Here is a 22,303-nt window from a genome sequence, read left to right as displayed (position 1 = left end):
GGACCGGGGCGAGCGGGAACGACATGACACGCGGGGCGCGGGGAAGGCGGGGTCGAACGGTGGACGGAACGGGCAAGCGGCGCCCCACGATGGCGGACGTCGCGGCGGAGGCGGGGGTGTCCCGGGCGCTGGTCTCGATCGTCTTCCGCGACCAGCCGGGGGCGAGCCGGGCGACCCGTGACCGGGTGCTGCGCGTCGCCGACGAGATCGGCTACCGCCCCGACAACGCGGCCCGGCTCCTCGCCCGGGGCCGCAGCCGGACCCTCGGCGTGATGCTCACCGTCCAGAACGCCTTCCACGCGGACCTCGTCACGGCCATCCACCCCGAGGCCGAGCGGCTCGGCTACGACGTCCTGCTCGCCGCGACCGCTCAGGGCCGCGGCGAGTCCCAGGCGATCGAATCCCTGATCGGCCACCGCTGTGAGGCGGTGATCCTGCTCGGCCCGGACTCGCCGGCCGCCGACCTGGACGCGCTGGGGCGGCGCACGGTCGCCGTCTCCGTCGGCCGCCGCGTGCCGGGCGCCCGGGTCGACACCGTCCACACCTCGGAGGGCAAGGGCGTCCGGCAGGCCATGGACCATCTGGTGGCGCTCGGCCACCGCCACATCGTGCACATCGACGGCGGCCGCGGGCCCGGTTCGGCGGAACGCCGCCGCGCCTACCGCGCCGCGATGCGCCGCCACGGCCTCGCGGCCGGGGCGCGGGTGGTCCCCGGCGCCCATACGGAGGAGTCGGGCTTCGCGGCGGGCCATCTGCTGGTGGCCGAGCGCGACCGCGGCCACCCCCTGCCGACAGCGGTGCTCGCGGGCAACGACCGGTGTGCGATGGGCCTGTTGATGACACTGACGCGGGCGGGCGCCGACGTCCCCGGCGAGGTGTCGGTGGTGGGCTACGACGACAGCCATCTGTCGCATGTGATGCCGGTGGGACTGACGACGGTCCGTCAGGACGCCGCGCGCATGGCCCGGTACGCGGTGCGGTTCGCCGTGGAGCGGCTGGAGGACGATGCGGCGGAGCCGCGGGAAGCGGTGCTGGAACCGAAGCTGGTGGTGCGGGACACCAGCGCACCACCCCGGTCGCAGGACACCCCTCAGCGTGCCGTCAGGGCGGTGACCAGCTCGTCCAGCCCGCCGAACTGCCCGTCGAAGACATCGGAGCCGGTCGGCGGATCGCCGACCGGCCGTCGGACGTAGGCGGTGCGCATGCCCGTCGCCTGGGCGCCGCGGAGGTCCCAGGCGTGGGCGGCCACCATGAGTACGCGCTCCGGCGGACATCCGGCGGCGTCGAGGGCGAGCCGATAGACCTCCGGCGCCGGTTTGTACGCCTGGGCGGCCTCGGCGGACAGGGCTTGGTGCCAGCGCAGTCCGGCGTGTGCGTTGAGCCGCGGCAGCGCGGTGCGGCCGGCGTTGGAGAGGCCGAGGACGGGGAAGTGCCGCGCGAGGGTGTCCAGACCGGCGGCGGAGTCGCCCCAGGGAGGCAGGCGCTGCCCCGCCGTGGCCAGCCGGGCGATGGCCGCCGGGTCGCTGAGCCCGGCGTGGTGGGCCACGCGCGCGGCGGCCTCCGCGTCGAGGGTCTCGGGGGTGGCGTACGCGCGGTGCCCGTGCGCGATGCGTCGCTGCTCGCGCTCGACGTGCCGCTGCCACATGGTGAGCAGCGCGTCGACGGACGCCTCGTCCGCCGTGGGCAGTGCCTCACGCAGTGCCGCGCGGAGCCCCTCGGGCTCGTCGACCAGCGTTCCCAGGACGTCGAAGACGACCACCTCGATGCCGCGGATCCCGTCCATGCGTCCTCCCGCGATGCGTGCGCCTGTCAGCGTTACCGGTTCAACCGGTGATGAGTCTGTCATCGGATCCGTCACCGTTCAAGGCGGTGACGCAGGTCGGAGAGGCCAGGGGGCAGCCCGCAAGCGCCTGGCTGACCGCCGGCCAGATGCCCCAGCGGCTGGGGGCGCCGGCGGAGTGCACGCGGCTGCCGCGGACCGGCCCGTCGGCTTCACCGTGGTCCGCTGGTGAGGCGGAGGAGTTACGTCAGGAGCGGTCCCGGCGCCGGATCCTGGCCACCCCGGCGTAGGCCCACACCCGGTCGGGGGCGTAGCCCAGCCCGTCCTCCGGCCGTGGCGCGGCGCCGAGTTCGGGATGCCACTCCGGCAGCCGTACCACTCCGGGCTCCACCGGCCGCGTGCCGTCGAACAGCCGCAGGACGTCGGCGTGGCCGCGCAGCACCATGGGGGCGGCGACGTTGCGCTCGGCGTAGACGGCGGCCCCGGCGGATGTGGTGGGGGAGTAGTCGCCGGTCGCGTGTGACATGGCCAGGTAGCTGCCGTCCGGCAGGGCGTCGCGGTACGCGCGGAGGAGGCCGGCCGGGTCCGCCTCGTCGGGGACGAAGTGAAGGATGGCGGAGAGGATCAGCGCGATGGGCCGGTCCCAGTCGAAGATGCCCGCCGCGCGCGCCTCGCCGAGCACCGCGGCGGGCTGCCGCAGGTCACCGTGGCGGTAGGCCACGCGGCCCGCCGGTCCGGAGGTCAGCAGGGCGCCGGCGTGGGCCAGGACGATGGGATCGTTGTCCATGTACAGCACCCGGCAGGCCGGGTCCGCCCGCTGCGCGACCTCGTGCAGGTTCGGTGACGTGGGCACCCCGGTGCCCAGGTCGAGGAACTGCCGCACCCCCGCCGTTTCCGCCAGGTACCGCACCGCCCGGTGCATCCACGCCCGGTTCCCGCGCGTGCTGTCCCGCACCTGCGGCGTGCGGCGTAACACCTCCTCGGCGGCCGCCGCGTCGACCGCGTAGTGGTCCTTGCCGCCGAGGTAGTAGTCGTACATGCGGGCGGGGTGCGGCCGGTCCGTGGTGATCTGCTCGGGCGTGAAGCCGAGTGTCTGCGGGGTCTGGCCATCGGCGGGCATGGGCGCTCTCCTCGACGGGGCGGGGTGGTCGGTGCGGTCCCGCGTAGGGTATGCGGTCCGCGAACACCCCTGAGCTGCGACCAGTTGATTCCCTACACCTCCGCGGAGCGGGGCCCCCGAGGGGAGTTCGCGCTGCGCACAGTGAGACGATGCGCCCGCCGAAACGATTTTCTACCGAAACGGAGGGCGAATGCATAAACGTCGTGGAACCGTGACCCGCCGCTGGAGGGTGGCGGCGGTCGCGTCCACGGTGGCCGTGGCGATCGCGGTCCCGGTGGCGGTGGCCCAGGCCTCTCCCGAACCACCGGAGGTCGGCGCCAAGGGCGCGTATCTGCTCGACACCGGTTCCGACGAGGAGCTGATGGCCAAGGACGCCGACACCCGGCGTCAGATGGCGAGCACTACGAAGATCATGGCCGCGCTCGTGGTACTCGAGTCCAAGAACGTGGATCTCGACAAGCAGATCACCGTCAAGCAGGACTACCGTGACTACGTCACCAAGACGGAGGCCAGCACGGCGGACCTGCAGACCGGCGACAAGCTGACCGTCAACCAGCTGCTGTACGGGATGATGCTCCCGTCGGGCTGTGACGCGGCGATGGCGCTGGCCGACACGTTCGGCACCGGCGACACCGTGGCCGACCGTACCAAGTCGTTCGTCTCCAAGATGAACGCCAAGGCGGAGGACCTGGGCCTCACCAACACCCATTACGACTCCTTCGACGGTGTCTCGGCGAGCAGTGACAACTACTCGACGCCCCGTGACATCGCCGAGCTGACGCAGCGGGCGATGGAGAACTCCACCTTCCGGACCGTCGTCAAGTCGGTGTCCACCAAGCAGGAGGCACCGGCGGCCAACGGCCGCACCCGGTACTACTCCTGGGACAACACCAACCGTCTCCTGGGCTCCTACAAGGGCGCCATCGGGGTCAAGACCGGGACCACCACCCCCGCCGGTCCCTGTCTGGTGTTCGCCGCCGAGCGCGATGGCCGTACGGTCGTGGGAGTCGTCCTGAACGACGCGACGGACCGCTACCCGGACGCGCAGAAGATGCTCGACTTCGCGTACGACACCGACACCCAGGTGAAGTGGCGCAAGCTCCCCGAGGACGCTCAGCGGGACTGACCCGTGGAGCCCCTTCGGGGTGAGAGCGCGGTGCCCCGGCCGGAGACGACCCCGGCCGGGGCACCGGTGTTTCCGGCCGGGCTCTACGACGACGTCGTGGCCGCGTCCTTGCGGGACGCGTCCGGCGCCGCCGGCTCGCCGTCCCGCTCCTCCGGCAGTTTCAGCAGCAGCGTCAGCACGAAGGCCACCAGGTACAGGGCGAGGAAGACGAGTGTGACGCCGCCCGCGCCGACCAGCGGGAAGAAGAGGCTGGCGAGCGCCGGGCCGACGAAGGCCGCGCCGCCCGCGCCCAGGTTGAGCAGGGCCATCGAACCGCCCTTGTTCTCCGGGGCCATCGACGGGATGAGCGCCGAGATGGGGACGAAGCCCGCGAGGGTGGCCCCGTAGAACATGCCCGCCAGCACCGCGACCCAGAAGTGGTCCGGGCCGAGCCACACCGGGACGAAGTACAGCGTCGTGACGCTGATCGCGCAGCCCAGGGCGCCGAAACCGGCGATGGTGGTGCGCCAGCCGATGCGGTCGGAGAGGACACCGAAGATGAGGTTGAAGAAGATGTTCGTGCCGTAGATGATCGCCAGCAGCTGGAGCCACTTGTCCTCGCCGAACCCGATGTCGTCGGAGAAGATCCGCGGCAGGTAGACCAGCATGCCGAACTCGGGGGCGGTGTTGATGACCCGGACCAGGCAGCCCACCAGGACGCGCGGATGGGTCCAGATGATGGAGACGGAGTTGAGCAGGCTCTGCCGGGTGGTGACCTCCGGCGGCGCCATCCGGTCGCCGCCGGGCCTGCGGCGCGCGCCGACCAGGGCGATGGCGCCGCCGATGAGGATGAGGGCGAGGGCGGACCACAGCGTGCCCAGGCGGCCGAACCACGGGATGGTCAGGCTCGACCACAGCGAGCCGAGGGTGGGCAGGCCCCCGGTGAAGGCGAAGTAGAACCAGCCGACGGCGGTGCCCAGCCGGGCCTTCGGCGCCGTGTTGGTGATCCAGACCAGGAAGCCGAACGCGAAGAGCGGATAGCCGAAGCCGCGGATGCCGTAGAAGAGCAGCATCAGCGGGTAGTTCTCCGTGCCCAGCGCGAACAGCAGATACGCGGCGTCGAAGACGGCCCAGATCACCAGGCCCGTCCACATCACCCGGCGCGGCCCCCACACCTGGCAGAGCGCGCCGGAGAACCAGGACGCCAGCATGACGGCGATGCCGTACACCGTGATGACATACCCGGCCCGTACGTCCGTCGCGGCGCCGTGGTCGGCCATGTACGGGGCGATGAAGCCGGATTCGACACCATCGCCGATCATGAACAGGAGCACGCCCACATAGCCCAGGACCAAGGCTTTCGGCATCGCTGCCTCCACTTCGAGGTGTGTCTGCGGTGTGACGGAGTACGACCGCAGATACTCAAGCGCGCCGAGAGAAATATCAAGAGTCTTGGTAAGACTAACGAGGTGCGATGTTAACTATTCCGCGTCGACCACCCGCACATCCGTCTGCTCCCGCATCTCCCGCAGCAGTTCCTCGTCCACCGGGCCGGTCAGCAGCACATGGTCGAAGGAGTCCACGCTCTCCAGCCGGTGCAGCGCCCGGCGGCCCACCTTGCTGTGGTCCATGAGCAGCACGCTCGTCGCGCCCGCCTGCCGGGCCGCCCGCTTGATGCTGACGATCTCCTGCTCCTGATGGAAGGTCATGCCCGCGGTCATCCCGGAGGTGGACAGCACGGTCAGATCGACGGAGACGCCGCTGATCATGTCGATCGCCGGCAGCCCGATCCACGAGTCGTGGGTGCGCGAGTACTCGCCGCCCACGCAGATCAACCGGATGCCCTCGACCCCCCGCAGCTCCTCCGTGATCAGCCGGTAGTTCGTCACCACGGTCAGCGGCCCCACCTCGGGCAACAGCCGCGCCAGGGCCAGCGCCGAGGTCGAGTCGTCCAGCATCACCGACATCCCCGGCGCCACGAACGACAGCGCGGCGCGGGCCAGCGCCCGCTTCTCCTCGGTGTGCGCGTGCAGCCGGAAGTCCGAACTGGACTCGAAGACCATCGAGGGCTGCGCGGAGACCCCGCCGTGGTACTTGCGCAGGATGCCGCGGTCCGCCAGCTCGGCGATGTCCCGGTGGACCGTCATCAGGCTGACGCCGGTCAGCTCGGCCAGCTCGGCCACGGTGGCGTCCCCCCGGGCCAGGACGTGGTCGACGATCAGTTGGTGTCGCTGTTGCCGCGCACCGCGCGAAGACGGGAGAGTCATGACTCCATCCTGCCGTGCCAATTTCTCACATGTAACCAGTGACAACTCACAGCATCACTGTTAATTTCGCTGGGACGGAATCACCAGCCAGCAGATCAGGGGTACGCATGGCCGACGCAGTGGTCTTCGACATGGACGGCGTACTGGTGGAGAGCGAGCATCTGTGGGAGGAGCTGTGGACCGCGTACGCCGCCGCGCACAGCCGTTCCTGGGGCCCGGAGCAGACCCGTGACGTGCAGGGGATGAGCGCCCCCGAGTGGGCCGCGTACCTCACCCGGTTCTGCGGGGCGGGCGGCTCCGCCGAGGACACCGAACGAACCGTCGTCGACGGCATGGTCCGGGCGCTGGCCGACGGGCGCATCGAACTGCTGCCCGGCGCCCGCGAGATGATCACCGCCACCGCCGAGCGCGGACCCGTCGCGCTCGCCTCCTCCGCGCCGCGCCGCGTCATCGACGCCGTCCTCGTCCACCACGGCGTCGATCACCACTTCAAGGCGACCGTCTCCAGCGCGGAGGTGGAGCGCGGCAAGCCCAGCCCGGACGTCTATCTCGCCGCCGCGAGCGCGCTCGGCGTGGCCCCGGAGCGCTGTCTGGCGGTCGAGGACTCCAGCAACGGACTGCGCGCCGCCGCGGCCGCCGGGATGACGGTCGTGGCCATCCCCAATCCGCAGTACCCACCCGCCGAGGACGCCCTCGCGGCCGCCGCCTTCCGTTCCCCGGACCACGGCGCCGTGACCGACTTCCTGCTGGGGCGGCTCGACGCCCGAGGGGAGTGACCGACATGACCACGGTCCTGGTAGCCGGCGACGACTTCATCGCCCCCGAACTCTTCTCCACCGCCCTCGCCGACGCCCTGCCCTCCGCCGGGCTGGCCTTCCGCACCCTGCGCACCCGCTGGCCGAACGAGCCCTTCGGCCCGGTCGGGGCCGACGCGCGGGGCGACGGCGGCGTCAAGGAGGCCAGCGGCACCGAGGAACAGGTGCTGGAGGCCCTCGGTGACGCGAGCGTCGCCCTCACCCAGATGGCCCCCTTCACCGCCCGGGTCATCCGCGAGGCACCGCGGCTGAGGTTCATCGGCGTGGCCCGCGGCGGCCCCGTCAACGTGGACGTGGCCGCCGCCACCGCCGCCGGGATCCCCGTCACCTTCACCCCCGGCCGCAACGCCGCCGCGGCCGCCGAATTCGCCGTCGGCCTGATCCTCGCCGCCCTGCGCCGCATCACCTTCGCCGACGCCGCCCTGAAGGAGGGCGTGTGGCGCGGCGACTACTACGCCTACGAGAACGCCGGGCTCGAACTCGACGGCGCCACCGTCGGCCTCGTCGGCTACGGGGCCATCGGCGCGATCGTCGCCCGCGTGCTGCGCGCCTTCGGCGCCCACGTCCTCGTGTCCGACCCGTACGCGGACCCGGACCGGGCGCGGGCCGACGGCGTCGAACTCACCGCCCTGGACGACCTGTTGCGGCGCAGCTCGGTGGTGAGCCTGCACGCCCGGGTCACCCCCGAGACGCGGCATCTGCTCAACGCCGGCAACCTCGCCCTGCTGCCCGAGGGCGCCGTCCTCGTCAACTCCGCCCGCGGCGACCTGCTCGACTACGCCCCGCTGCCCGGGCTGCTGGAGTCCGGCCGGCTCGGCGCGCTCGCTCTCGACGTCTACGACGTCGAACCGCCCCCGGCGGACTGGCCGCTGCACCGCGCGCCCAACGTCATCACCACCCCCCATCTGGCGGGCGCCACCCGGCAGACCGCCGACCGGGCCGCCGCGATCACCGCCGCCGAGGCCGCCCGCTTCCTGCGCGGCGAACCACTGCGGCACGTCGCCAACCCGGAGGTGCTGACCGGAGGCCGATCATGATCGTCGGAGTGGACATCGGTACGTCGGTCACCAAGGCCCAGCTGATATCCCGCGACGGCCGCACCACCCCCGCCCACGAGGCCCGCAGCACCGTCTACACCCTGCCCGGGCAGCGCGTCGAACAGGACCTGGACGACGTCGTGGGCACCGTGGAGACCGTCGTACGGGCCGCCCTCGCCGACGCCGCGGACCTGGACGGCGAACCGGTCGAGGCCCTGGCCCTCACCGGGCAGGGCGACGGGCTGTGGCTGCGCGACGCCACCGGCGCCCCCGTCGGCCGCGCGCTGTCCTGGATGGACGGCCGGGCCGCGGACCGGCTCGACACGTGGACCGCCGACGGCACCCTGCGCGCCCTGCACCGGCGCACCGGCGTCGGCCTGTTCCCCGGCTCCGCCGCGCCCCTGCTGGCCCACCTCGCCGAACACGAGCCGGAGCGGCTGGCGGCGGCCCACGTCGCCGGGTACTGCGTGGACGCCGTCGTACAGCGGCTGACCGGCGCCGTGACCGTCGACGCCTCCGACGCCTCGCAGCCGTTCCTCGACGTCGCCACCCGCCGTTACGACGAGACCGCCCTCGACCTGTGCGGACTGACCGACCACCGCGAGCTGCTGCCGGACCCGGCGCCTCCCGGCACCCTGCACCCGCTCCTGCCCGGCGCCGCCCGGCGCCTCGGCCTGCCCGCCGGACTGCCGGTCTCCGCCGGTCCGTTCGACATCCCGGCCTGCGCCTTCGGCTCGGGCGTCGCCGAACCCGGCGAGGGCAACCTCATCATCGGCACCACCCTCGCCGCCCAGACCCTCGACAGCGAGCCGCGCCCGGCCGCCGCCGACGAACCGGCCGGAATGGTCCTGGCCACCCCCTACGAGGGCCGGTTCCTGCGCGTCATGCCCGCCATGATCGGCACCGCGGGCCTGGACTGGCTGCTGAAACTGCTCGACGTGAAGATCGAGGCGCTGGACGCGCTGCTCGTCCAGTCCCCGCCCGGCGCCTCGGGCGTCACCGCGCTGCCGTTCCTGTCCGCCAGCGGCGAGCGCGCCCCCTTCGTCGACGCCCGGGCCCGTGGCCGGTTCGACGGCCTCTCCCCGCTGACCGGGCGCGCCGACCTGATACGGGCGCTGTGCGAGGCCGTCGCCTACTCGGCCCGGCACTGCATGGAAACCCTCGGCGTCCGCGGCCCCGTCACCGCGTGCGGCGGCGGCGCGCGCTCCGGGGAGTGGGCGCGCGTCTTCGCCGGAGTCCTCGGCCGCGACCTGGAGGTCTGCGACGACGCCGTGGGCATCCGCGGCGCGGCCCAGACCGCCTGGCACTCCCTCGGCACGCCCGTCGACCCCGCCGCCTGGCGCGCGCCCCGCCGCACCGTGCCCGCTGAAGCCGGGCTGATCGACAGTTACGCCGAGGGCTACGCCGACTACCGCCTCGCCCTCGATGCCGCACGCGACGGCTGGAGCACACGATGACCAGGCTCTTCAACGACCCCTCCCGGTTCACCGACGACATGATCACCGGGTTCGCCGCCGCCCACCCCGACCACGTACGGGCCGTGCCCGGCGGCGTGGTGCGCGCCCGCCCCGCCCCCGAGGGGAAGGTGGCCGTCCTCACCGGCGGCGGCTCCGGCCACTACCCCGCCTTCTGCGGGGTCGTCGGCCCCGGATTCGCCGACGGCTCGGTCATCGGCGACGTGTTCACCTCCCCGTCGGCCGCCCGCGCCCGCTCGGTCGCCGAGGCGGCGGAGGCGGGCGGCGGTGTCCTCTTCCTCTTCGGCAACTACGCCGGTGACGTGATGAACTTCGGCCTCGCGGCACGGCAGCTGGAGGGCGACGGGATACCCGCCCGCTGCTTCGCCGTCACCGACGACATCGCCTCCGCGCCCGCGGACCAGACGGCGCGGCGCCGCGGCATCGCGGGCGGCTTCGTCGTCTTCAAGACCGCGTCGGCGGCGGCCGAGGAGGGCGCCCCGCTGGCGGAGGTCGTCCGCGTCGCCGAGCACACCAACACCCGGACCCGCACGCTCGGCGTGGCCTTCGACGGCTGCACCCTGCCGGGCGGCGAGGCGCCCCTGTTCACCGTCCCAGAGGGCCGCCTCGGCCTGGGCCTGGGCATCCACGGCGAACCGGGCGTCAGCGAGGACACCCTGGGCACGGCGGAGGAGCTGGCCCGCACCCTGGTCACCGGGGTGCTGGCGGACCGGCCCGCCGACGCGGGCGACGGCGGGCGCGTCGCCGTCGTCCTCAACGGGCTCGGCGCCACCAAGTACGAGGAGCTGTACGTGCTGTGGGGCGCGGTGTCCCGGCTGCTGCGCGAGGCCGGGCTCACCCCCGTACGCCCCGAGGTCGGCGAACTCGTCACCAGCCTCGACATGGCCGGTTGCTCCCTCACCCTGACCTGGCTGGACGGCGAGCTGGAGCGGCTGTGGCGCGCCCCCGCCGACACCCCGGCCTTCCGCCGGGGCGCCCCGCCCGCACCCCCGGCCGACGTCCCGGCCGAAGCCGCCGCCGTACGGCCCGCAGCCGCCCAGCGCCGCCGGGACCGGCCCGCCGCCACCGCGTCCGGCGCGGCGGCCGAGGTCGCCGAGCGGGCCGTCCACGCCCTGCGCGCCGCCCGCGACGCGCTGCACCGGGACGCGGACGCCCTGGGACGGCTGGACGCGGTCGCGGGCGACGGCGACCACGGCCGCGGCATGTGCAAGGGCGTCGACGCGGCGCTGGCGGCCGCCGAGAAGGCACACGCCGAACGCCTCGCCCCGGCGGTCGTGCTCGCCGCCGCCGGGGACGCCTGGGCGGCGGAGGCCGGGGGCACCTCGGGCGCCCTGTGGGGCGCGGCGCTGCGCGCCCTCGGCGCCGTACTCCCGGCGGACCGGGCGCCCGGGCGCGAGGAACTGGCGTCCGCCGCCACGGAAGCGCTCACCGCCGTCACCTCGCTCGGCGGGGCCGAGGTGGGCGACAAGACCCTGGTCGACGCCCTCGCCCCGTTCGCCACCGGCTTCGCCGGCCAACTGCGCGCCGGGGCCCCGGTGGCCGGGGCGTACGCGTCCGCCGTCGCCGAAGCCCGTACGGCCGCCGAGCACACCGCCGCCCTGCGCCCCCGCCTCGGCCGCGCCCGCCCCCTCGCCGAGCGCAGCGTGGGCACCCCCGACCCCGGAGCCACCTCCCTCGCCGCGGTCCTGACCGCGGTCGCCGACCTTCCCGCCCGGCACACGACGACAGGAAGCGATGCCGTATGACCACCGCGACTCCGTTCCGGATCGTCGTCGGCTGTGACGACGCCGGTTACGGCTACAAGGAAGCCCTCAAGCAGGACCTGCTGGCCGACCCCCGGGTGGCCGAGGTCATCGACGTCGGCGTGGGCAGCGACGAGCACACCGCGTACCCGCACGTCGCGGTCGAGGCGGCCCGCCGCGTCGCCGACGGCACCGCCGACCGCGCCCTCCTGGTGTGCGGCACCGGCCTCGGCGTGGCCATCAGCGCCAACAAGGTCCCCGGCATCCGCGCGGTCACCGCCCACGACAGCTACTCCGTACGCCGCTCCGTCCTCAGCAACAACGCCCAGGTCCTCTGCTTCGGCCAGCGCGTCATCGGCCTCGAACTGGCCCGCGCGCTCACCGACGACTGGCTCGCCCAGCGGTTCGACGAAACCTCCCCCTCGGCGGAGAAGGTGGCCGCCATCCGCGCCTACGAGAACTGACGCGCCCAAGAGAACTGACCCCCGAGGGTGTGACCGACGGCAGAGAGCGCGCCGCCCGCCAGGCGCGCGGCCGCCGCCCCACCGCGGCCCCCAGCGAGAGCAGCGGGCCGTCACCGACAGGGTGAGCGCGGCGGCCGAACCGGAGGAGGACCCGCAGACCACCGTGGCGGTGCTCCGCTTCCGCGAAGTCCTCATCACAGCCCTCGTGCTCCTCATGAGGGGCAGTCGGCAAGACACCCCCTAAAAGCCGGTGCCCGGCGCAAGGCCCTTTCGCGCCGCCGTCTCCACGCTGTGGCTCACTCCACAGCCCGGCCGGTGACCTGCCGTTCCGGATGGTTGCCGGGGGAACGTATCCTCGAGGGCATGTCCGCACCCGCCCGTCTGCTGTGTCTCGCGCTGTTCGCGAACTCGGCGTGGTGCGTCGACGACGGCCTCTGTCGCCGCTGAGCCGGAACCGGCCGGTCCCCGGCGCGCCGCCGCGCCCCGTGGTGCCGCGCCCCGGCCGGGTCGTCCGGCCCGGCGCCGTAACCCCGTCCCCCCGCTCGCCTCCCCGAACGCCCCGGAGCCCGCCCGTGACCACCGCCCCGCCCGCTCAGGCGGCGAAGACCGCCGCCCTGCTGTCCCCCTCACCCACCTCAGCGCCCCGGCCCGAGGCGCCCGCCGCGCCGCCGGTGCGCCGGGTGCCGCTCGCCGTGTCCGGGCTGCTCGGCGTGGCGCTGACCGCGTACGTGTGGTCCGCCCACGGGGCCAAGCCCGGCGTCCTGCTGCTGCTCGGACTCGGCCTGGGCATCGCCCTCTTCCACTCCCGCTTCGGCTTCACCTCCGCCTGGCGGCAGTTGGTGGCCGTCGGCAACGGCACCGGGCTGCGCGCCCACACCCTGCTGCTCGGCACCACGGCCACCCTGTTCGCCCTGCTCATCGGCACGGGGACCGGGCTGTTCGGGTCCGTTCCGGCGCCCTCGGCCGGACCGCTCGGCCTGGGACTGCTGATCGGCTCGTTCGTCTTCGCCGTCGGGATGCAGCTCGGCGGCGCCTGCGCGTCCGGCACGCTCTTCGCGGTCGGCTCGGGGCAGACGTCGATCCTCCTCACCCTCGGCGGCTTCATCGCCGGTGCGACCCTCGCCGCCTGGCAGTTCGACCTGTGGAAGGACCTGCCCGCGCTGGAGCCGGTCGTCATGGCCGACCACATCGGCTGGTTCGGCTCCTGGGCCGTGACGATCCTCGTGCTCGCCGCCATCGTCCTGGTCAGCCGCCGGGTGCAGGCCCGCCGCACCCCGCCGCCGATCGGCCCGGTGCCCTCCGCGCGCGGTGCCGCCGCCCGGGTGCTGCGCGGCTCGTGGCCGCTGGCCGTCGGGGCCCTGGCGCTGGCCGTGCTGGGGGCCGGAGTGCTGCTGGTGTCCGGCGGCGCGTGGGGCGTCACCAGCGCCTTCAGCCTGTGGGGTGCGGAGCTGGTACGAGCCCTCGGCGGCCACCCGGAGAACTGGAGCTGGTGGCAGCAGCCCGGGAACAAGGAAATGCTCGCCGGGCCCGTGCTCGGCGACAAGACCAGCCTCACCGACATCGGCATCATGATCGGCGCGGCGGCCGCCGCGGCGCTCGGCGGCACGTGGACGCTCCACCGCGGCGTGCCGTGGCGGACGGCGGTCGCGGCGGTGCTCGGCGGGGTGCTGATGGGCATCGGCGCCCGGCTGGCGGGCGGCTGCAACATCGGCGCGTACCTCGCGGGCATCGCCTCCGGCAGCCTCCACGGCTGGCTCTGGGGAGCCTTCGCGCTCCTCGGCACCTGGGCCGGGCTGAAGCTGCGCCCGCTGTTCGGGCTCGGGAACCCCAAGCCGGGCGACGGCGTCTGCTGAGGGCGGCGCGCGCCGCGGGGACGCGCTCCGGTCAGATCAGGGTGCGCTCGATCCGGCTGAGCGGGGAGTCGTCCCGTCCCCGCGCGGCGCCGTCACCGGCTTCCTCCGCGGACGGCACGCCATGCGCTTCCACGGTGCCGCCCACCCGCTGGGAGAGCAGATAGGCGATGATCTCCGCTTCCTGCTCCTGGACGTCGTCATAGGTGGCGCGCAGGAGCATGTCCCGCACCAGGTCGGGGTCGAGGTTGGGGAAGAGGAGGCGGGAGCCGGCCTCGTCCAGCCCGCCCGCCCCGCGATGGCGGCAGATGATGTGGCCCAGCTCGTGCAGGACGATGTGCTCCTGGTGCACGCTGGTCGTGTTGGCGTCGCAGAAGATGAGGTCCTCGTCGCGTGCGGCGACCCACATGCCGCACGGGTGCGAGGGGGGAATCCGCATCGGGACCAGCGTGATCGGACGTGCGCGGATCTCGCCGAGACAGCGGCACAGTTCGGCCACATCGGCCACTTCCGGCAGATCCAGTTCGGCGATCAGCCGGGCACCGGCCTTCCGGAGCCGCTTGAGCTGGCTGCGGCGGTCCTGACCGGCCGGCCGCACCCCTCTCAGGCCCCTCACTCGGGGTCCACGGCGTCGGTGACGGGCGGCAGGCCCTGCAGCTGCCGGTACTGATCCATGATGGTCGTGATGGCTTGCAGGTTCTCCTTCTTCATCCCGGCCGCCCGCATCGCCACGGCCCGGACCCCCGCCTGCCGCAGCGCCTCGATGGCGGCGACCTCGCTGAGCACCGACTCGGCGACCTCGTCGTCGAAGAAGTAGGCCACCGACACGCCGAAGAAGCGCGCCAGGGCGGCCAGGAGATCCGGTGAGGGGTTGGAGCGCTTCCCCGTCCGCAACTGCGACAGATACACACCCCCGACCTTCAGCTCGGGGTTGGCCCGCTTCAGCTCCTCCGCCACCTCGGCGTTGGTCCGGTGCTTGCCCTTGGGGCGAACCGTCTTGAAGAGGTTGTCCAGGCGCACTGCCAGCACGGGCCGGTCGTCAGTCTCGGACACGCGGTCTCCTCCCTTCACCTCCTCAATGTGCTCTTGGCTCGCCGTCAGTCTCCCAGATTAGCTGTCAGTTGACAATCTGCCGCCATTCCGCCACCGTGGGACCGCGCCGATAGCTGTCAGCTAACTTCGCTCTCGGGGGTAGCCGAGTTGGTGAACGGCCTGTCGGAGAACGGGGGATCACGGGGGAACGGGGGAGAAGCCCGCCCGGTCTGACGGGGGCAGTCCGGGCGGGACCTCTCGTCCCGCGCCGTTGAGCCTGCGATAGGCGGACGCCACCTGGGTGAGCCAGGCGACCTCCGCGGTGAAGTTGCCCGTGTCGCGGTCGTCGGAGCCGCCCGCGTCCTCGCTGTGATCGGGGAGGGTGCCGGTGCGCTTCGCGTCCAGGGCCTGCCGGATCCGGGCCGCTTCGGCGAACGCCTGCCGGTGCTCCTCCCCGACGCCCTCACGCACGCCCGGCGCCGCCGCGCCGCCGGCGGCCCCGGCGGTGCGGTCGATGTAGGGGCGCAAGTCCCGCCAGCCGTCCCGGATTTCGATCACCCTCCGGTGGAGCCGGTAGTCGAGGTCGGACACCGCGGCCCCCGGCGGCTCCAGGACGATGTCCGGGGAGGACTCGTACAGATCCCGCCAGAGCGGATACAGGGCCCGGTAGGACCGGTAACGCCGCGCCCACTCCAGCAGCCTGGCCGCCGAGGCGCCCCAGGAGGAGATGGTCAGGCCGGCCGAGAGGATGACGATGCCCGCGGTGCTGAGGACGGTCGGGGCGACCGTCCAGACGCCGACGTCGATCCCGAGCGCGGCGGTGAGGATGCTGGCCGTCCTGGCCAGGCAGTACAGGAAGAGGACCACCGCGGCGACGGACAGCAGTCGCAGGGCCTGCCGCAGCGAGACCTTGTCGGTCATCCGCGCGTAGGGGCCGCACTGCCGGTAGATGGCCACGCACGGAACCGCCTGGGAGGCGGTGAAGACCAGGAGGTAGGTGAGGACCAGCGGCCGGTCGCTGCCGCTGTTGAAGTCCGACGCCGGGCGCCGGGGGCCGTCGGCGACGAAGAACAGCGCGCTCAGGAACACGGTGAGGGCGATGCCCGCGATCAGCCAGTAGCGGGCCTTCCGTGCCGCCTCCTCATCGGCGGCCGACCAGCGCAACAGGATGATCTGCGCGCTCACGCCGCTGCCGACCGCCGACAGATGCATCACCAGGATGGCGAGGTTGCCGACGCCCAGGAAGCTCCCGCTCTTCACGATGAGGACGCCCATCGTGAAGGTGAGGCACTGGAGCAGCAGCGTGACGACCAGGACGCGGTGGACGCTGTCCCGCCGGCTCCGCCTGACCTGGCACAGCCGGTAGATGAGCGCGGCATACGACGCGAGCGCCGCGATGACGAAGCAGAGCGTGTTGATGGCGTTCTCCCCGGTGTCCCTCATTCCGGAAACGTCCATGGCCGCACGATACCTGTCGGCTACAACGGTCATCGGGAAGTCGCCGGAGTCGTGCGGGCGTGCGCCGTGATCCCGGTCACATATCAGCTGAAGGTGCGGCGGTAGGTGTGCGGGCTGACGCCGGTGGTCCGCTTGAAGCGGTCGCGGAAGGCGGTGGGGGAGCCGAACCCGACCTGGGCGCCGATGCGTTCGACGGAGTGGGGCGTGGTCTCCAGAAGGTGCTGGGCCTGGCGGACGCGGGCGCGGTGCAGCCACTGGAGCGGGGTGGTGCCGGTCTGCTCGCGGAAGCGGCGTATCAGGGTCCGGGTGCTGGTCCCGGCGTGGGCGGCGATGTCGGCGAGGGTGAGGTCGCGGCCCAGGTTGTCCTGCAGCCACGCGAGCAGGGGTTCGAGGACCGAGCCCTGGGGGGTGGGCGGGTAGTCGTGGACGATGAACTGCGCCTGCCCGCCTTCGCGTTCCAGCGGCATGACGGACAGCCGGGCGGCGTGGGCGGCGACGGCCGAGCCGTAGTCGCGGCGGATCATGTGCAGGCACAGGTCCAGGCCCGCGGCGGCGCCCGCGGAGGTGAGGAACTGGCCGTTGTCCACGTACAGGACGTCCGGGTCCACCTCGATGTCCGGGTAGGCCTCGGCCAGGAGACCGGCCGCGATCCAGTGGGTGGTGGCCCGCAGCCCGTCGAGCAGACCGGTGGCGGCCAGGACGAAGGTGCCCGAACAGATGGAGGCGATCCGTGTGCCGTCCGCGGCCGCCGCCCGCAGGGCGTCGCGGACATCGGGCGCGAGCGGGGCCGAGGGATCGGCGGTACCGGGCACGATGACGGTGTCCGCCCCGCTCAGCCCGTCGAGGCCCCAGGGCGCGCGCAGGGCGAAGGTCCCGGCGTCGATGTCCTGGCGCTCGGCGCACACCCGGATCTGGTAGCCGGGGCGCCCGTCCGGCAGGCGGGTGCGGCTGAAGACCTCGATCGGCGTGGACAGGTCGAACGGGATCACCTGGTCCAGGGCGAGTACGGCGATGGTGTGCATGGCCGGAAGATACCCCCTCGCCGGATGGCCCGAAGCGGCCCGGACCGCCGAGTTCTCCCCTTCGCCGCAGTTCAGGAGCGCTCTCGCCGACGGTGGCACTATCCCGTTGAAAGGTGGCACTCATGCCACTGGGAGGAGGGGCGGCAGCCGGTTAGCTTCGGGGGCGTTCCCGGCGCAGGCCGGACTTCCCGCCACCGCGAGCCTGGTGAAAGAGGGCCCTCCATGCATGTCCAGGTTGTGCTGTTCGACGGCTTCGACCCGCTCGATGTCATCGCCCCCTACGAGGTGCTGTACGCCGGTGGCGCCGCCTCGGCGGGCGCGGTGAGCGTGGAACTGGTGTCCGCCGAAGGGCCTCGCGAAGTGCCCAGTGGCGCCGGGAGCCTGACCCTGTGGGCCACCGCCGCCCTCGACCCCGAGCGAGCCGGTGTGATCCTCGTCCCCGGCGCCGCGGGCCGCCTCGGCGAGCCCGGTGAGGTGCCCGGGCAGGGGGCGGGGGAGGGGACGTGGCAGCCGGACGAGTTCATCTCCGTCCTTCTCGGGCGCGCCGCGGCCACCGGGCTGCCCGCGCTGGTGAAGGCGGCGATGGAGCACCCGGAGGTGACGGTCGCCACGGTGTGCGGCGGGTCGCTCCTCCTGGCCAGGGCCGGGCTGCTGGAAGGGCGCCACGCCACCACCCACCACACGGGTCTGGACGCGCTCGGCGCGAGCGGCGCCCACGCGGTGAGCGCCCGCGTCGTCGACGACGGCGACCTCGTCACCGGCGCCGGTGTCACCTCCGGACTCGACCTGGGCCTGCATCTGCTGGAGCGCGAGGTGGGCCCGCGGATCGCGCACGCCGTCGAAGAGCTGTTCGCCCATGAGCGCCGCGGCATCGTCTGGCGCGATCGGGGCCTGGCGCCCGTCGGCTTCTGACCACCCACCACAAACCACTGGACCATGACGAAACTCTTCCTCTGTCTCCACGTACTGGCCGCCGTGGTGGCCATCGGCCCGGTCACCGTCGCCGCGAGCATGTTCCCGCCCGCCCTGCGCCGCGCCCACAGCGATCCGGATGACCACGAGGCGTTCGCCACGCTGCGGACGCTGCACCGCATCTGCCGGGTCTACGCCGCCGTCGGCATCGCCGTACCGCTCTTCGGGTTCGCCACCGCAAGCAGCCTCGGCGTCCTCGGCAGCGCATGGCTGATCGCCTCGATCGTCCTGACCGCCGCGGCCGCCGCCGTCCTGGCCCTGCTGATCCTGCCCGCCCAGGAGGGGGCCCTCACCGCGGCGGGGGCTCCCGGCGCCGCCGTCCGGGCCCCTGGCCGCCTCGCCATGCTCACCGGTGTCTTCAACCTGCTGTGGGCCACGGTCACCATCCTGATGATCATCCGCCCCGGCTCCACCACGGGGGTATGACGTGCACGTGCGGCCCTTGCGTATCGCGGCACACGCCGAACTCGTCTCACTGATCATCATGCTGGCCAACCTGGCCACCGCCCATCTGGGGCCCATCTCCTCCCTGATGGGCCCCACCCACGGCTGCGCCTATCTGTTCGTCGTCGGCGCGACCTGGTGCCTTCGGCAGGCCACGAACGCCACCAAGGCCATTGCCGTCATCCCCGGCGTCGGCGGCCTCCTCGCACTGCGGCGACTCAGCCGCGCCGGAACAGCCCTTCCACGCCCCGGACACCCCGAAAGGGCAACGCAGCCATGATGACCTACCTCGCGCCGATCCTGGTCGGCGTCGTCTACGCCCTGGTGATGTCGCTGATCCGCGAACCGCACCGACGCCCCTTCAACGCGATCATGGTGGCGGGCGCGGGAGCGGCCTACCTCAGTGGCGGTGGCTTGGGGGGCTGGGAATTCCTCGCCGCCGCCGCCATCACCTACGTCGCCTACCGCGGACTGGAGTCCTGGACGTTCATCGGCATCGCGTGGCTCATGCACACCGCCTGGGACGTGGTGCACCATGCCAAAGGCAACCCGATCATCCCCTTCGCCCATGACTCCTCCCTCGGCTGCGCCATCTGCGACCCCGTCATCGCCCTGTGGTGTTTCCGGGGCGGCCCCTCGTTGATCGACTTCGTCCGCGGCCGGGTCGGGCCCACCCGATCGGAGCGGGCACAAAATGTCGGGTCCGGCAGGGTGCGGTCTTCCTAACGTGAGGGTCGTAAGGGAAGGAGACCGAGGTGCTGGAGCGGCTGAACGAGGCCCTGGACCACATCGAGTCGCATCTCGATCAGCGGATCGAGGTGACCGAGCTGGCGCGGATCGCGGTGACGTCGGAATACCACTTCCGCCGGATGTTCTCCGCGCTGGCGGGGATCTCGCTGTCGGACTACATCCGGCGCAGACGGCTCACCGTCGCCGGGGCCGAGGTGATCGCCGGAGAGCGGACGCTGCTGGAGATCGCGGTGCGCTACGGCTACGGCTCAGGGGAGGCGTTCGCGCGTGCGTTCCGCGCTCTGCACGGCGTGGGCCCGGGCGAGGCCCGGCGCGGCGGTGCCGCGCTGAACTCCCAGCCACGGATGTCCTTCCGCCTCATCGTCGAAGGGAGGAGCACCATGCGATACCGGGTGGTGGAAAGGGAGCGGTTCCATGTGGTCGGCAAGAAGGCCCGGGTCCCGCTCGTTCATGTGGGGGTGAACCCGGCGATCGCCGCGTTCATCCGCGGCATCGACCAGGAGACGATGCGGCGCGTCGCCGCACTGTCCGATCAGGAGCCGGAGGGGATCGTCGGGGTCAGCGACGACCTCGACCCGAGCCGGGCGGAGGGGACCGAACTCGACTACTACCACGGCGTGGTGACCGGGTCCGCAGGTCCAAAGGACCTGGACACGCTCACCGTCCCGGCGGGGGCCTGGGCCGTCTTCGAGAACTCCGGGCCGTTCCCGCGCGCGCTCCAGTTCCTGTGGCGCGATGTGTTCACGCAGTGGTTCCCGTCCAACCCGTACCGGAGCAGGCCGGGGCCCGAGATCCTGCGCACCCGGCTGTCGCAGGACGGGTCGGAGGCGGAAGCGGAACTGTGGATCCCCGTGGAGCGGACCGCGGTCTGAGCGGTGGCGGGCGGTGGTTGAGCGTCACGCGCCCGGACGGTGGGCGAACACCCACCGGTTGGCGGCCAGGGCGTCGTACGGCTCGGGGCGCGCGCCGCGTCCGTAACGGCGGGTGAAGTCGAACGGGGCGCGGACCACCGCCGACTCCGTGCCGAGTTTCACCTCGTACGCGAGGGCGCTCCCCACCGCGCTCAGCCCGTCCACCGTGTCGATGAGTCCCTGCTCGGCGGCGCGGGGCGGGTGGAGCAGGAGCCCTTCCGCCAGCCAGGCGGCCGGCTGGGCCGGATCGAGGCCCGCGGCGGTGCGCCCCGGCCCAGTCGAGCCGGTACGCCCGGGTATCGAGGCCCGCCCCGAGCGAGACCACCTGGGAGGTGCCCGCGCGCGCCCGGGCCAGGAGGAAGTCGTCGAGGGCCCGGGTCCGCAGGCCGACGTAGCGCCTGGGCCTCGATCGCCCGCGCCGCGGCCACCGTGAGAGCGGTCTGCCCGACGCCCCCTTCCACTCCTTCGCCGGTGCTCTCCCGGCTCGCCTCGGCCCTGTCTCCTCCCCGGGGCGTCATGGCCACGCGGCCGCCGTGACCCGTGGTCAGACCGCCGTGCCCGGGACCAGATGGTCGCCGGGGATGCCGGCCTTGCCCGGGGCGTAGTAGTCCTTGATCCCCTCGACCCAGGTCGCCGCCGGGATCCGGTCCGCGTCCGAGGGGCCGAAGGCGTCGAAGAGGGCGTCGATGTTCGCGCGCTCGAAGCCGATCGCCGTCATCAGCGCCATGAACCTGGGGCGTTCGACCGTCCCGTCGCCGTCCTGGTCCCCGAGCGCGGCCAGCGCCCGGGCGAACGCGTCGATCGTCGCGTCGAAACGCTCGGGCGAGAGCACGCAGCCGCTGTACTCCTCGAAGGTGATCTCGCCGTTTCCGTCGGCGTCCGCTTCCCTGCGCAGGGTCCTCCAGTACTGACGGAAGGCCGCGCGCATGGCGTCCTTGGCCGCCTCGTCCGCGTCGGGCGCCGCCTCGACGACGCGGCCCGCCATGAGTTCGAAGTCCTCGGCTTCCAGGACGCCGTTTCCATCGGCGTCGAGCAGGGAGAAGACGAGTGCGACCCGCTGGGTGGCCTCTGTGCGCATCAACCGTGTCCCTTCCGGTCCATGGCCGGCAAGCTCCGTTGTCCGGCCGCCGGCTCACTATCCGGTCGCCACCCCCCGCATGCGGCGGCAATCGAGCGCCGTTCACTCGAAGGAATGGAATCGCGCCGATAGAGCACCCGTCAGGTCGCGGCTGTGCAGGCCCGATGGCCACGGGATCTCACCGGAATCTTCATGCCTTGTTTGCATCGGCCGGATCGGGCAATTCGCACACCATGGCTAACGCAGGAGCGAACAACGAATCGACCGACCGCGCCACCAAGGCCACGAAGGCGACAGCCGCCAAGGCCAAGGAGACCTCCGCGAAGGCGGCGGAGAAGACGGCGTCGAAGGCGGAGTCCGCAGGCCAGGCGACCGCCGATGCCGCCAAGTCCGCCGGGACCGGCGCGGCGCGCACCGCGGCCGGCGCGGGCAGTGCCGTCGGCAACGCCGTGACGTCGGCGGGGGCCACGGCGGGCAAGGCGGCCGAGTCCGCCGGTACCGCCATGACGGCGACGCTGAAGGGGGTGACCTCGGCGGCCGGGCAGATGACCTCTGCCGCGGCGACCGCCTGGACCGTGCTGAAGAATCGCAAGCTCGTCGCGGCCGGTGCCGCGGCCGGTGTCACCGCCCTCACCGCGGCCTCCTACGCCGTGGGCCGCCATGCGGAGCGCAGCGGCCATGGTCCCGTCACGCGGATGACGGGCGGTCGTATCTGACCGGCCCGCCCGCCGAACCGCCCGAACCGCCCGGCCTGCCCACCGCCCGCCGAAGACCGCCTGATGCGGCCTTCGGCGGGCGGCTTCGTGCGTGCGCGCCCCGCGCCGCGTTTGCGGATGGGACGGGTGCGCGCGGTGGTGTTTCAGGGGCGTGAGCCGCCGCGGTCCGCCATGTTCCGGCTGGTTCCGCCGGGTTGGGACGCGCTCCGGCGATGCGGAGTGATGATCCTATTCATTGCCATCTCTTTGCGATGCCTTTACTGGC

23 protein-coding genes and 1 pseudogene are annotated in these 22,303 nt (G+C 72.9%); 14 read left to right on the top strand and 10 right to left on the bottom strand.

Annotation, left to right across the window (positions count from 1 at the left end; genetic code table 11):
• The first annotated feature begins 89 nt into the window (after window positions 1–89).
• Window positions 90–1,193 carry a LacI family DNA-binding transcriptional regulator gene (locus tag ABZ562_RS15795; protein WP_361478898.1) on the top strand — a complete coding sequence of 368 codons (1,104 nt, stop codon included), beginning with the start codon at window positions 90–92 and terminating at the stop codon, window positions 1,191–1,193.
• On the opposite strand, the gene ABZ562_RS15790 is transcribed toward ABZ562_RS15795, so the two are convergent.
• The gene (locus tag ABZ562_RS15790; protein WP_361478823.1) at window positions 1,091–1,783 is read right to left on the bottom strand and encodes a haloacid dehalogenase type II; all 693 of its coding nucleotides are present in this window, start codon (window positions 1,781–1,783) and stop codon (window positions 1,091–1,093) included. The two genes, ABZ562_RS15795 and ABZ562_RS15790, sit on opposite strands and share 103 nt — an antisense overlap.
• Before the next feature lie 244 nt (window positions 1,784–2,027).
• Window positions 2,028–2,900 (bottom strand): SAM-dependent methyltransferase, encoded by an 873-nt coding sequence (locus ABZ562_RS15785; RefSeq protein ID WP_361478820.1) that lies wholly within the window; start codon window positions 2,898–2,900, stop codon window positions 2,028–2,030.
• 190 nt (window positions 2,901–3,090) lie between these two features.
• On the opposite strand from ABZ562_RS15785, the gene ABZ562_RS15780 reads away from it, so the two are divergent.
• On the top strand, window positions 3,091–4,026 hold the full coding sequence (locus ABZ562_RS15780) for a serine hydrolase (RefSeq protein ID WP_361478817.1): 936 nt from the start codon (window positions 3,091–3,093) through the stop codon (window positions 4,024–4,026).
• A gap of 83 nt (window positions 4,027–4,109) precedes the next feature.
• On the opposite strand, the gene ABZ562_RS15775 is transcribed toward ABZ562_RS15780, so the two are convergent.
• Together ABZ562_RS15775 and ABZ562_RS15770 are read right to left on the bottom strand one after the other, a co-directional pair.
• A complete protein-coding gene (locus ABZ562_RS15775; protein WP_361478814.1) occupies window positions 4,110–5,372 on the bottom strand; it encodes an MFS transporter in 1,263 nt (420 codons plus the stop codon).
• A 114-nt stretch (window positions 5,373–5,486) separates the two neighbouring features.
• Window positions 5,487–6,272, bottom strand: coding sequence for a DeoR/GlpR family DNA-binding transcription regulator (locus ABZ562_RS15770; protein WP_361478811.1), 786 nt, complete (start codon window positions 6,270–6,272; stop codon window positions 5,487–5,489).
• 107 nt (window positions 6,273–6,379) lie between these two features.
• Here ABZ562_RS15770 and ABZ562_RS15765 point away from each other — a divergent pair, with 107 nt between their 5' ends.
• The 6 genes from ABZ562_RS15765 (at window position 6,380) to ABZ562_RS15740 (ending at window position 13,658) form a co-directional block, all read left to right on the top strand.
• The gene (locus ABZ562_RS15765) at window positions 6,380–7,048 is read left to right on the top strand and encodes an HAD family phosphatase (protein WP_361478808.1); all 669 of its coding nucleotides are present in this window, start codon (window positions 6,380–6,382) and stop codon (window positions 7,046–7,048) included.
• Window positions 7,049–7,053: 5 nt separating this feature from the next.
• Complete coding sequence (locus ABZ562_RS15760; protein ID WP_361478805.1) at window positions 7,054–8,124, top strand: 2-hydroxyacid dehydrogenase; 1,071 nt, start codon at window positions 7,054–7,056, stop codon at window positions 8,122–8,124.
• A complete protein-coding gene (locus tag ABZ562_RS15755; protein ID WP_361478802.1) occupies window positions 8,121–9,581 on the top strand; it encodes an FGGY-family carbohydrate kinase in 1,461 nt (486 codons plus the stop codon). The genes ABZ562_RS15760 and ABZ562_RS15755 overlap by 4 nt, the downstream gene beginning before the upstream one ends.
• The gene (locus ABZ562_RS15750) at window positions 9,578–11,344 is read left to right on the top strand and encodes a dihydroxyacetone kinase family protein (protein WP_361478799.1); all 1,767 of its coding nucleotides are present in this window, start codon (window positions 9,578–9,580) and stop codon (window positions 11,342–11,344) included. The genes ABZ562_RS15755 and ABZ562_RS15750 overlap by 4 nt, the downstream gene beginning before the upstream one ends.
• Window positions 11,341–11,805: a ribose-5-phosphate isomerase gene (locus ABZ562_RS15745; protein WP_361478796.1), complete on the top strand. Its 465-nt coding sequence runs from the start codon at window positions 11,341–11,343 to the stop codon at window positions 11,803–11,805. The genes ABZ562_RS15750 and ABZ562_RS15745 overlap by 4 nt, the downstream gene beginning before the upstream one ends.
• 572 nt (window positions 11,806–12,377) lie before the next feature.
• Window positions 12,378–13,658 carry a YeeE/YedE family protein gene (locus ABZ562_RS15740; RefSeq protein ID WP_361478793.1) on the top strand — a complete coding sequence of 427 codons (1,281 nt, stop codon included), beginning with the start codon at window positions 12,378–12,380 and terminating at the stop codon, window positions 13,656–13,658.
• A gap of 31 nt (window positions 13,659–13,689) precedes the next feature.
• Here the strand turns inward: ABZ562_RS15740 and ABZ562_RS15735 are convergent, their stop codons facing one another.
• The 4 genes from ABZ562_RS15735 to ABZ562_RS15720 form a co-directional block, all read right to left on the bottom strand.
• Window positions 13,690–14,271, bottom strand: coding sequence for a toxin (locus ABZ562_RS15735; protein WP_361478790.1), 582 nt, complete (start codon window positions 14,269–14,271; stop codon window positions 13,690–13,692).
• Window positions 14,268–14,708: a helix-turn-helix domain-containing protein gene (locus ABZ562_RS15730; RefSeq protein ID WP_361478787.1), complete on the bottom strand. Its 441-nt coding sequence runs from the start codon at window positions 14,706–14,708 to the stop codon at window positions 14,268–14,270. The genes ABZ562_RS15735 and ABZ562_RS15730 overlap by 4 nt, the downstream gene beginning before the upstream one ends.
• Window positions 14,709–14,885: 177 nt before the next feature.
• Window positions 14,886–16,145, bottom strand: coding sequence for an MAB_1171c family putative transporter (locus tag ABZ562_RS15725; protein ID WP_361478784.1), 1,260 nt, complete (start codon window positions 16,143–16,145; stop codon window positions 14,886–14,888).
• Between the two features lie 83 nt (window positions 16,146–16,228).
• Window positions 16,229–17,167 (bottom strand): helix-turn-helix domain-containing protein, encoded by a 939-nt coding sequence (locus ABZ562_RS15720; RefSeq protein WP_361478781.1) that lies wholly within the window; start codon window positions 17,165–17,167, stop codon window positions 16,229–16,231.
• Between the two features lie 222 nt (window positions 17,168–17,389).
• Between ABZ562_RS15720 and ABZ562_RS15715 the strand changes: the two genes are divergently transcribed.
• Genes ABZ562_RS15715 through ABZ562_RS15695 form a run of 5 tightly spaced genes read left to right on the top strand, consistent with a single transcriptional unit; the run spans window position 17,390 to window position 20,205 of the window.
• On the top strand, window positions 17,390–18,079 hold the full coding sequence (locus tag ABZ562_RS15715; protein WP_361478778.1) for a DJ-1/PfpI family protein: 690 nt from the start codon (window positions 17,390–17,392) through the stop codon (window positions 18,077–18,079).
• 24 nt (window positions 18,080–18,103) lie between these two features.
• A complete protein-coding gene (locus ABZ562_RS15710) occupies window positions 18,104–18,565 on the top strand; it encodes a hypothetical protein (RefSeq protein ID WP_361478775.1) in 462 nt (153 codons plus the stop codon).
• 7 nt (window positions 18,566–18,572) lie between these two features.
• Window positions 18,573–18,863, top strand: a complete 291-nt coding sequence (locus ABZ562_RS15705; protein WP_361478772.1) for a hypothetical protein — start codon at window positions 18,573–18,575, stop codon at window positions 18,861–18,863.
• Window positions 18,863–19,309 (top strand): DUF6010 family protein, encoded by a 447-nt coding sequence (locus ABZ562_RS15700; protein ID WP_361478895.1) that lies wholly within the window; start codon window positions 18,863–18,865, stop codon window positions 19,307–19,309. Before ABZ562_RS15705 ends, ABZ562_RS15700 begins: the two co-directional genes overlap by 1 nt.
• Window positions 19,310–19,338: 29 nt before the next feature.
• Window positions 19,339–20,205 (top strand): AraC family transcriptional regulator, encoded by an 867-nt coding sequence (locus tag ABZ562_RS15695; RefSeq protein WP_361478769.1) that lies wholly within the window; start codon window positions 19,339–19,341, stop codon window positions 20,203–20,205.
• Window positions 20,206–20,229: 24 nt separating this feature from the next.
• Here the strand turns inward: ABZ562_RS15695 and ABZ562_RS15690 are convergent.
• Together ABZ562_RS15690 and ABZ562_RS15685 are read right to left on the bottom strand one after the other, a co-directional pair.
• A pseudogene (locus ABZ562_RS15690) lies at window positions 20,230–20,762 on the bottom strand (class I SAM-dependent methyltransferase).
• 26 nt (window positions 20,763–20,788) lie between these two features.
• A complete protein-coding gene (locus ABZ562_RS15685) occupies window positions 20,789–21,322 on the bottom strand; it encodes a calcium-binding protein (protein WP_361478766.1) in 534 nt (177 codons plus the stop codon).
• 233 nt (window positions 21,323–21,555) lie between these two features.
• Here ABZ562_RS15685 and ABZ562_RS15680 point away from each other — a divergent pair, with 233 nt between their 5' ends.
• Window positions 21,556–22,038, top strand: a complete 483-nt coding sequence (locus tag ABZ562_RS15680) for a hypothetical protein (RefSeq protein WP_361478763.1) — start codon at window positions 21,556–21,558, stop codon at window positions 22,036–22,038.
• The last annotated feature ends 265 nt before the right edge of the window (window positions 22,039–22,303 follow it).

Origin of the sequence: Streptomyces sp. NPDC019937, from assembly GCF_040631655.1 — a bacterium.
Classification (GTDB): domain Bacteria; phylum Actinomycetota; class Actinomycetes; order Streptomycetales; family Streptomycetaceae; genus Streptomyces.
The sequence above is the reverse complement of the archived record's forward strand: the minus strand, read 5'-3'. Positions and strand labels throughout refer to the sequence as shown.

Excerpts from the sequence above, each read along its gene's own strand:
- ABZ562_RS15795 (WP_361478898.1), top strand. The coding sequence starts at position 90 with ATGGCGGACGTCGCGGCGGAGGCGGGGGTGTCCCGGGCGCTGGTCTCG.
- ABZ562_RS15790 (WP_361478823.1), bottom strand. The coding sequence starts at position 1,783 with ATGGACGGGATCCGCGGCATCGAGGTGGTCGTCTTCGACGTCCTGGGA.
- ABZ562_RS15785 (WP_361478820.1), bottom strand. The coding sequence starts at position 2,900 with ATGCCCGCCGATGGCCAGACCCCGCAGACACTCGGCTTCACGCCCGAG.
- ABZ562_RS15780 (WP_361478817.1), top strand. The coding sequence starts at position 3,091 with ATGCATAAACGTCGTGGAACCGTGACCCGCCGCTGGAGGGTGGCGGCG.
- ABZ562_RS15775 (WP_361478814.1), bottom strand. The coding sequence starts at position 5,372 with ATGCCGAAAGCCTTGGTCCTGGGCTATGTGGGCGTGCTCCTGTTCATG.
- ABZ562_RS15770 (WP_361478811.1), bottom strand. The coding sequence starts at position 6,272 with ATGACTCTCCCGTCTTCGCGCGGTGCGCGGCAACAGCGACACCAACTG.
- ABZ562_RS15765 (WP_361478808.1), top strand. The coding sequence starts at position 6,380 with ATGGCCGACGCAGTGGTCTTCGACATGGACGGCGTACTGGTGGAGAGC.
- ABZ562_RS15760 (WP_361478805.1), top strand. The coding sequence starts at position 7,054 with ATGACCACGGTCCTGGTAGCCGGCGACGACTTCATCGCCCCCGAACTC.
- ABZ562_RS15755 (WP_361478802.1), top strand. The coding sequence starts at position 8,121 with ATGATCGTCGGAGTGGACATCGGTACGTCGGTCACCAAGGCCCAGCTG.
- ABZ562_RS15750 (WP_361478799.1), top strand. The coding sequence starts at position 9,578 with ATGACCAGGCTCTTCAACGACCCCTCCCGGTTCACCGACGACATGATC.
- ABZ562_RS15745 (WP_361478796.1), top strand. The coding sequence starts at position 11,341 with ATGACCACCGCGACTCCGTTCCGGATCGTCGTCGGCTGTGACGACGCC.
- ABZ562_RS15725 (WP_361478784.1), bottom strand. The coding sequence starts at position 16,145 with ATGGACGTTTCCGGAATGAGGGACACCGGGGAGAACGCCATCAACACG.
- ABZ562_RS15720 (WP_361478781.1), bottom strand. The coding sequence starts at position 17,167 with ATGCACACCATCGCCGTACTCGCCCTGGACCAGGTGATCCCGTTCGAC.
- ABZ562_RS15715 (WP_361478778.1), top strand. The coding sequence starts at position 17,390 with ATGCATGTCCAGGTTGTGCTGTTCGACGGCTTCGACCCGCTCGATGTC.
- ABZ562_RS15710 (WP_361478775.1), top strand. The coding sequence starts at position 18,104 with ATGACGAAACTCTTCCTCTGTCTCCACGTACTGGCCGCCGTGGTGGCC.
- ABZ562_RS15700 (WP_361478895.1), top strand. The coding sequence starts at position 18,863 with ATGACCTACCTCGCGCCGATCCTGGTCGGCGTCGTCTACGCCCTGGTG.
- ABZ562_RS15685 (WP_361478766.1), bottom strand. The coding sequence starts at position 21,322 with ATGCGCACAGAGGCCACCCAGCGGGTCGCACTCGTCTTCTCCCTGCTC.
- ABZ562_RS15680 (WP_361478763.1), top strand. The coding sequence starts at position 21,556 with ATGGCTAACGCAGGAGCGAACAACGAATCGACCGACCGCGCCACCAAG.